This window comes from Klebsiella sp. 10-1, from assembly GCF_009758445.1.
GTDB lineage: Bacteria > Pseudomonadota > Gammaproteobacteria > Enterobacterales > Enterobacteriaceae > Klebsiella > Klebsiella scottii.
Map to the genome: position 1 here is coordinate 22,136 of NZ_WQRE01000018.1, position 6,000 is coordinate 28,135.

The following is a 6,000-nucleotide window of genomic DNA, read 5'->3' on the forward strand; positions in this document are numbered from 1 at the left end:
CATCTCGCTAACTTCGCTTATTATGGGGATCAGTTTCCGGGTTTCAAGGGAAGCAGTCAGATTGTCATCATTCATTTAACGCAAGGACATCCAGAACATGAAGAACCATTTCAAGTGTATAGGCATTGTGGGGCACCCTCGTCACCCGACCGCGCTGACCACACATGAAATGCTCTGGCGCTGGCTGTGCAGTAAAGGCTACGAAGTTCTGGTCGAACAACAGATCGCCCATGAGCTACAGCTTAGCAACGTCAAAACGGGAACGCTGGCGGAAATTGGCCAACAGGCGGATCTGGCGGTCGTCGTTGGCGGTGATGGCAACATGCTCGGCGCCGCGCGCACCCTGGCGCGGTATGATATTCAGGTCATCGGCATCAACCGCGGCAATCTCGGTTTTCTGACCGACCTCGACCCGGATAACGCGCTGCAGCAGCTTGCCGACGTGCTTGAAGGCCACTATATCGCCGAAAAACGCTTTCTTCTGGAAGCCCAGGTATGCCAGCAGGATTGTCAGAAACGCATTAGCACGGCAATTAACGAAGTGGTTCTGCATCCGGGCAAGGTCGCGCACATGATCGAGTTCGAGGTCTATATCGACGAGGTTTTTGCCTTCTCCCAGCGCTCCGACGGCCTGATTATCTCCACCCCGACGGGCTCAACAGCCTACTCGCTGTCCGCCGGAGGCCCCATTCTGACGCCTTCGCTCGATGCCATCACCCTGGTGCCGATGTTCCCGCATACGCTCTCGGCCCGCCCGCTGGTCATTAACGGCGACAGCACCATTCGCCTGCGCTTTTCCCAGCGCTGCAGCGACCTTGAGATCAGCTGCGACAGCCAGATAGCCCTGCCGATTCAGGACGGTGAAGATGTCTTAATCCATCGCTGCGACTACCACCTGAATCTTATTCACCCGAAAGATTACAGCTATTTCAATACATTGAGCACCAAGCTCGGATGGTCGAAAAAATTATTCTGATTTTATAATCTGCCTCTTTACTGGATAAAAAACCAGTCTATACTGTACGAAAACACAGTAATGGTTTTTCATACAGGAAGGCAGCTATGTTGGCGCAACTCACCATCAGTAATTTTGCTATCGTTCGTGAACTGGAGATCGATTTTCACAGCGGCATGACCGCCATCACCGGGGAAACCGGTGCGGGGAAATCGATAGCCATCGATGCGCTTGGGCTGTGCCTTGGCGGCAGAGCGGAAGCTGATATGGTGCGAAGAGGCGCCAGCCGCGCAGACCTGTGCGCGCGCTTCGCGTTAAAAGATACGCCCGCGGCGCAGCGCTGGCTGGAAGAGAACCAGCTGGAAAGCGGACGTGAGTGTTTACTTCGCCGCGTCATCAGCACCGACGGCCGTTCGCGCGGCTTCATTAACGGTACCGCCGTTCCCCTCTCCCAGCTTCGCGAGCTCGGTCAGCTGCTTATCCAGATCCACGGCCAGCACGCGCACCAGCTGCTAACCAAGCCAGAACACCAAAAAACGCTGCTCGATGGTTATACCGGTGAGTATGCGCTTACTCAGCTCATGGGCGGGCATTATCGCCAGTGGCACCAGAGCTGCCGCGAGCTGGCGCAGCATCAGCAGCAGAGTCAGGAACGCGCCGCTCGCGCCGACCTGCTGCAGTATCAGCTAAAAGAGCTAAACGAGTTCTGCCCGCAGCAGGGTGAATTCGAACAAATCGACGAAGAGTACAGGCGTCTTGCCAACAGCGGCCAGCTGCTGAGCACCTGTCAGCATGCGCTGACGGTGATGGCGGACGGCGAAGAAGCGAACCTGCAAAGCCAGCTCTACGCAGCTAAGCAGCTGGTGGGCGAGCTGATCGGCATGGACAGCAAGCTATCCAGCGTGCTGGATATGCTGGAAGAAGCGTCAATTCAGCTAAGCGAGGCAACCGACGAGCTGCGCCATTATAACGACCGTCTGGATCTCGACCCAAACCGCCTGTTCGAACTGGAGCAGCGTATCTCGCGGCAGATTTCCCTTGCCCGCAAGCATCAAATTACGCCGGAAGAGCTGCCTGCGTTCTATCAGGCGCTGTTAGAAGAACAGCGCCTGCTGGACGACAGCGCAGGCTCGCTGGAGTCGCTCAGCCAGACGGTGGTTGAACATCACCAGCTGGCGCTGGAAACGGCCCGGCAGCTGCACGCCGCGCGGCAGCGCAGCGCCGATGAGCTGACCCGGCTGATCACTGAGAGTATGCACTCACTTTCCATGCCTCACGGGGTGTTTGCCATCGACATCGTCTTTGATGAGCGTCATCTGACTGCCGAAGGCGCGGATCGCATCGAGTTTCGCGTGACCACCAACCCCGGCCAGCCGCTGCAACCTATTGCTAAAGTGGCCTCCGGCGGCGAGCTATCCCGTATTGCGCTGGCGATTCAGGTCATTACCGCACGGAAGATGGAAACGCCGGCCCTGATTTTCGATGAAGTCGATGTCGGCATCAGCGGCCCGACGGCCGCCGTGGTCGGCAAGCTGCTACGCCAGCTGGGGGAATCGACCCAGGTAATGTGCGTCACCCACCTGCCGCAGGTAGCTGGCTGCGGTCATCACCACTTCATCGTCTGCAAAGAGACCGATGGTGAGATGACCGAAACCCACATGCATCCGCTGGATAAACGCGCGCGTCTGCAGGAGCTGGCCCGCCTGCTGGGCGGTAGCGAAGTCACGCGCAACACGCTGGCGAACGCGAAAGAGTTGCTCGCGGCGTAAACTTTTTGATTTCCGCAGAGTCATAGTGAACAGCAAATTGCCGCAAGACCTGCAGTCGAAGGTTTCCAACTGGGCAAAGGTCTATTATTATCGGCATATTACAGATGAGCCACGTACTGCTCGGGCCCGAAAAGGAATCAAATCACTATGCGCTGTAAAACGCTGACTGCTGCCGCAGCGGTTCTTCTTATGTTGACCGCAGGCTGTTCCACTCTGGAACGAGTGGTTTACCGTCCTGACATCAACCAGGGTAACTATCTGGCACCTAACGATGTAGCAAAAATTCGTGTCGGCATGACGCAACAGCAGGTTGCTTATGCTCTGGGTACTCCAATGATGTCGGATCCGTTTGGCACTAACACCTGGTTCTACGTTTTCCGTCAGCAGCCTGGGCATGAAAACATTACCCAGCAGACCCTCACTCTGACCTTTAACAACAGCGGTGTGTTAACCAACATTGATAACAAACCGGCGCTGACCAAAGAGTAATGCACAGGCGGCGGTAGCCATACCGCTCCGGAAACGCAAAAAGCGCTCAATGAGCGCTTTTTTTATGCCAGCCGGCCCTACTTCTCGTCGTTCTTTTTCTCTGCCCTCTGGCGCCGTAGCTCTTTCGGGTCTGCAATGAGCGGCCGGTAAATCTCCACCCGGTCGCCATCATGGACTTCATCGTGCAGTTTGGCCGGGCGGCTATAAATTCCCACCTTGTTTTTCGCCAGATTTATATCGTCGCGTAGCGCCAGAAGCCCGCTGGCAATAATCGCCTGTTCGACCGTCGCCCCCTCCTCCAGCCTTACGCTTTGCAAATACTGCTTTTCAGGCAAAGCATAGGCGACTTCAACGACGATTTTAGCCGACACGATAAACCTCTTTCGCCCGGGTGGTAAACGCCTGCACCATATTGAGCGCCAGCTCTTTAAAAATGCGGCCAAACGCCATTTCAATCAGCTTGTTGGTGAATTCAAAATCGAGGTGGAATTCGATTTTGCACGCATCCGGACTCAGCGGAATAAACCGCCAGCCGCCAATAAGCGATTTAAACGGACCATCGACCAGACTCATCAGGATGCTCTGGTTGCTGGTTAACGTATTCCGCGTTGTGAAAGTCTTGCTGATGCCTGCCTTGGACACATCAACCGCCGCCATCATCTGCGTCGGTCCGGACTCCAGCACGCGGCTACCGGTGCAGCCTGGCAAAAAATCAGGGTAGGACTTCACATCGTTTACGAGTTGATACATCTGCTCCACGCTGAACGGCACCAGCGCGGTACGGCTAATCTGAGGCATAGCAAGTTCCACATTTAAACACGGCGCAAATAATATCATTTATCTGCTGCTAAAAAAAACGCTGTGCCACAACTCGTGCTAAGATAACGCGTTACACCTCGCAGGATGGATTGAGGTAACTATGTATAAGATAAGCGATGACTTCAGGACACTATGACTAAGAAAAAAGCACACAAACCTGGATCAGCCACCATTGCGCTGAATAAACGCGCCCGTCATGAATACTTTATCGAAGATGAATACGAGGCGGGTCTCGCCCTGCAAGGGTGGGAAGTCAAATCTCTGCGCGCAGGTAAAGCCAACATCGGCGATAGCTACGTGATCCTGAAAGACGGCGAAGCCTATCTGTTTGGTGCCAACTTTACGCCAATGGCCGTGGCTTCAACCCACTACGTCTGCGACCCGACTCGCACCCGCAAGCTGCTGCTGAATCAGCGCGAGCTCGATGCGCTGTACGGCCGTATTAACCGGGAAGGTTATACCGTCGTTGCCCTGTCGCTGTACTGGAAAAACGCCTGGTGCAAAGTGAAAATTGGCGTGGCGAAAGGTAAGAAACAGCACGACAAGCGTACCGATCTGAAAGACCGCGAATGGGCGGTGGATAAAGCGCGCATTATGAAACACGCCGGACGTTAACCTCCTTCTCCAAGGGCCAGCTAAGCTGGCCCTTGTGCTATATCGTTGTTGATGCTGATTTTTTACCCAATCAGGCGCTATAAACCACCGAACGAGGGCTGGTAAGCCTGTTCATAAATCTGTTATACTTGTTCTAACACATTGGGGCTGATTCTGGATTCGACGGGATTCGCGAAACCCAAGGTGCATGCCGAGGGGCGGTTGGCCTCGTAAAAAGCCGCAAAAAAATAGTCGCAAACGACGAAAACTACGCTTTAGCAGCTTAATAACCTGCTCTGAGCCCTCTCTCCCTAGCTTCCGCTCTTAAGACGGGGATCAAAGAGAGGTCAAACCCAAAAGAGATCGCGTGAATACCCTGCCTGGGGTTGAAGCGTTAAAACTAATCAGGCTAGTCTGGTAGTGGCGTGTCTGTCCGCAGGTGCCAGGCGAATGTAAAGACTGACTAAGCATGTAGTGCCGAGGATGTAGGAATTTCGGACGCGGGTTCAACTCCCGCCAGCTCCACCACTTTTTAGTAAAGTAAAGTCTACTAAAGACTATCAAGGCCGCACCTCACAAGGGTTGCGGCCTTTTTCATGTCCAGTGAAGTCTACTGAGAATTGCTAACCAAATAATGATCCGGATACGTCCGGTGAAGTACAGAAAGCCCGCATGGCACAAGCCCTGCGGGCTTTTTTGTATCTGTTGTTGTCCGAGAACATCCGGCTAAATCCGGTGATTATTGGTATACGTTTAGGTATACGGTAGGATGTATACCTAAAAGCGTATACCAATTCATGAAGGAGCGGCCACAGTGGCACGGACAACACGCCCCCTGACCAACACCGAAGTTCTGCGCGCTAAGGCGCTAGAGAAGGATCTAACGCTGCATGATGGCGACGGGCTTTTCCTGATAGTGAAAACCAGTGGCAAAAAACTCTGGCGTTTCCGTTATCAACGTCCGGCAACTAAACAGCGAACAATGATGGGGCTCGGTGCCTTCCCCGCCCTTTCGCTTGCTGATGCCCGAGGGTTGAGAGCGAATTACCTTGCCTTGTTAGCTAATGGTATCGACCCCCAAGTTCAGGCCGAAGTTGTTGAAGAACAGCAACAGATAGCTCTAGACAGTATTTTTTCGACTGTTGCGACAAACTGGTTCAAGCTCAAAAGCAAAAGCGTTACCCCTGATTACGCAAAAGACATTTGGCGTTCACTGGAGAAAGATGTATTCCCTGCCATTGGTGAGATGTAGTGGTTTACTGAATTTGGCCACCTGAACAGAGGTGATATGCTCACCTCAGAACATTACAGGTGCCTCAATGAAAAAAAGAAATTTCAGTGCAGAGTTTAAACGCGAATCCGCTCAACTGGTCC

Annotated in this window: 6 protein-coding genes, 1 other RNA gene and 1 pseudogene; 6 read left to right on the forward strand and 2 right to left on the reverse strand. The window is 53.7% G+C overall.

Translation table 11 applies throughout. The features are described 5' to 3' along the window. Nucleotides 1–97: 97 nt before the first annotated feature. The 3 genes from nadK (at nucleotide 98) to bamE (ending at nucleotide 3,213) form a co-directional block, all read left to right on the forward strand. Nucleotides 98–976 carry an NAD(+) kinase gene (gene nadK / locus GO007_RS28275; RefSeq protein WP_041146796.1) on the forward strand — a complete coding sequence of 293 codons (879 nt, stop codon included), beginning with the start codon at nucleotides 98–100 and terminating at the stop codon, nucleotides 974–976. An 86-nt stretch (nucleotides 977–1,062) separates the two neighbouring features. Then, nucleotides 1,063–2,724, forward strand: a complete 1,662-nt coding sequence (gene recN / locus GO007_RS28280; RefSeq protein ID WP_095105681.1) for a DNA repair protein RecN — start codon at nucleotides 1,063–1,065, stop codon at nucleotides 2,722–2,724. 147 nt (nucleotides 2,725–2,871) lie between these two features. Then, nucleotides 2,872–3,213 (forward strand): outer membrane protein assembly factor BamE, encoded by a 342-nt coding sequence (gene bamE / locus GO007_RS28285; RefSeq protein ID WP_095105682.1) that lies wholly within the window; start codon nucleotides 2,872–2,874, stop codon nucleotides 3,211–3,213. Between the two features lie 77 nt (nucleotides 3,214–3,290). Here the strand turns inward: bamE and GO007_RS28290 are convergent, their stop codons facing one another. Further along, nucleotides 3,291–3,584, reverse strand: a complete 294-nt coding sequence (locus GO007_RS28290; protein ID WP_095105683.1) for an RnfH family protein — start codon at nucleotides 3,582–3,584, stop codon at nucleotides 3,291–3,293. Then, nucleotides 3,574–4,011, reverse strand: a complete 438-nt coding sequence (locus GO007_RS28295) for a type II toxin-antitoxin system RatA family toxin (protein WP_198389073.1) — start codon at nucleotides 4,009–4,011, stop codon at nucleotides 3,574–3,576. The genes GO007_RS28290 and GO007_RS28295 overlap by 11 nt, the downstream gene beginning before the upstream one ends. Nucleotides 4,012–4,164: 153 nt before the next feature. Here GO007_RS28295 and smpB point away from each other — a divergent pair, with 153 nt between their 5' ends. The 3 genes and pseudogenes from smpB to GO007_RS28310 form a co-directional block, all read left to right on the forward strand. Next, nucleotides 4,165–4,647, forward strand: a complete 483-nt coding sequence (gene smpB / locus GO007_RS28300) for an SsrA-binding protein SmpB (protein ID WP_045855711.1) — start codon at nucleotides 4,165–4,167, stop codon at nucleotides 4,645–4,647. 143 nt (nucleotides 4,648–4,790) lie between these two features. Then, nucleotides 4,791–5,154, forward strand: a transfer-messenger RNA (tmRNA) gene (ssrA, locus tag GO007_RS28305). 286 nt (nucleotides 5,155–5,440) lie between these two features. Then, a pseudogene (locus GO007_RS28310) lies at nucleotides 5,441–5,875 on the forward strand (integrase arm-type DNA-binding domain-containing protein); the annotation flags it as partial. Between the last annotated feature and the right edge of the window lie 125 nt (nucleotides 5,876–6,000).

What these genes read in the sequence shown, in the direction of transcription:
- nadK (WP_041146796.1), top strand. Translation starts at nt 98, where the DNA reads ATGAAGAACCATTTCAAGTGTATAGGCATTGTGGGGCACCCTCGTCAC.
- recN (WP_095105681.1), top strand. Translation starts at nt 1,063, where the DNA reads ATGTTGGCGCAACTCACCATCAGTAATTTTGCTATCGTTCGTGAACTG.
- bamE (WP_095105682.1), top strand. Translation starts at nt 2,872, where the DNA reads ATGCGCTGTAAAACGCTGACTGCTGCCGCAGCGGTTCTTCTTATGTTG.
- GO007_RS28295 (WP_198389073.1), bottom strand. Translation starts at nt 4,011, where the DNA reads ATGCCTCAGATTAGCCGTACCGCGCTGGTGCCGTTCAGCGTGGAGCAG.
- smpB (WP_045855711.1), top strand. Translation starts at nt 4,165, where the DNA reads ATGACTAAGAAAAAAGCACACAAACCTGGATCAGCCACCATTGCGCTG.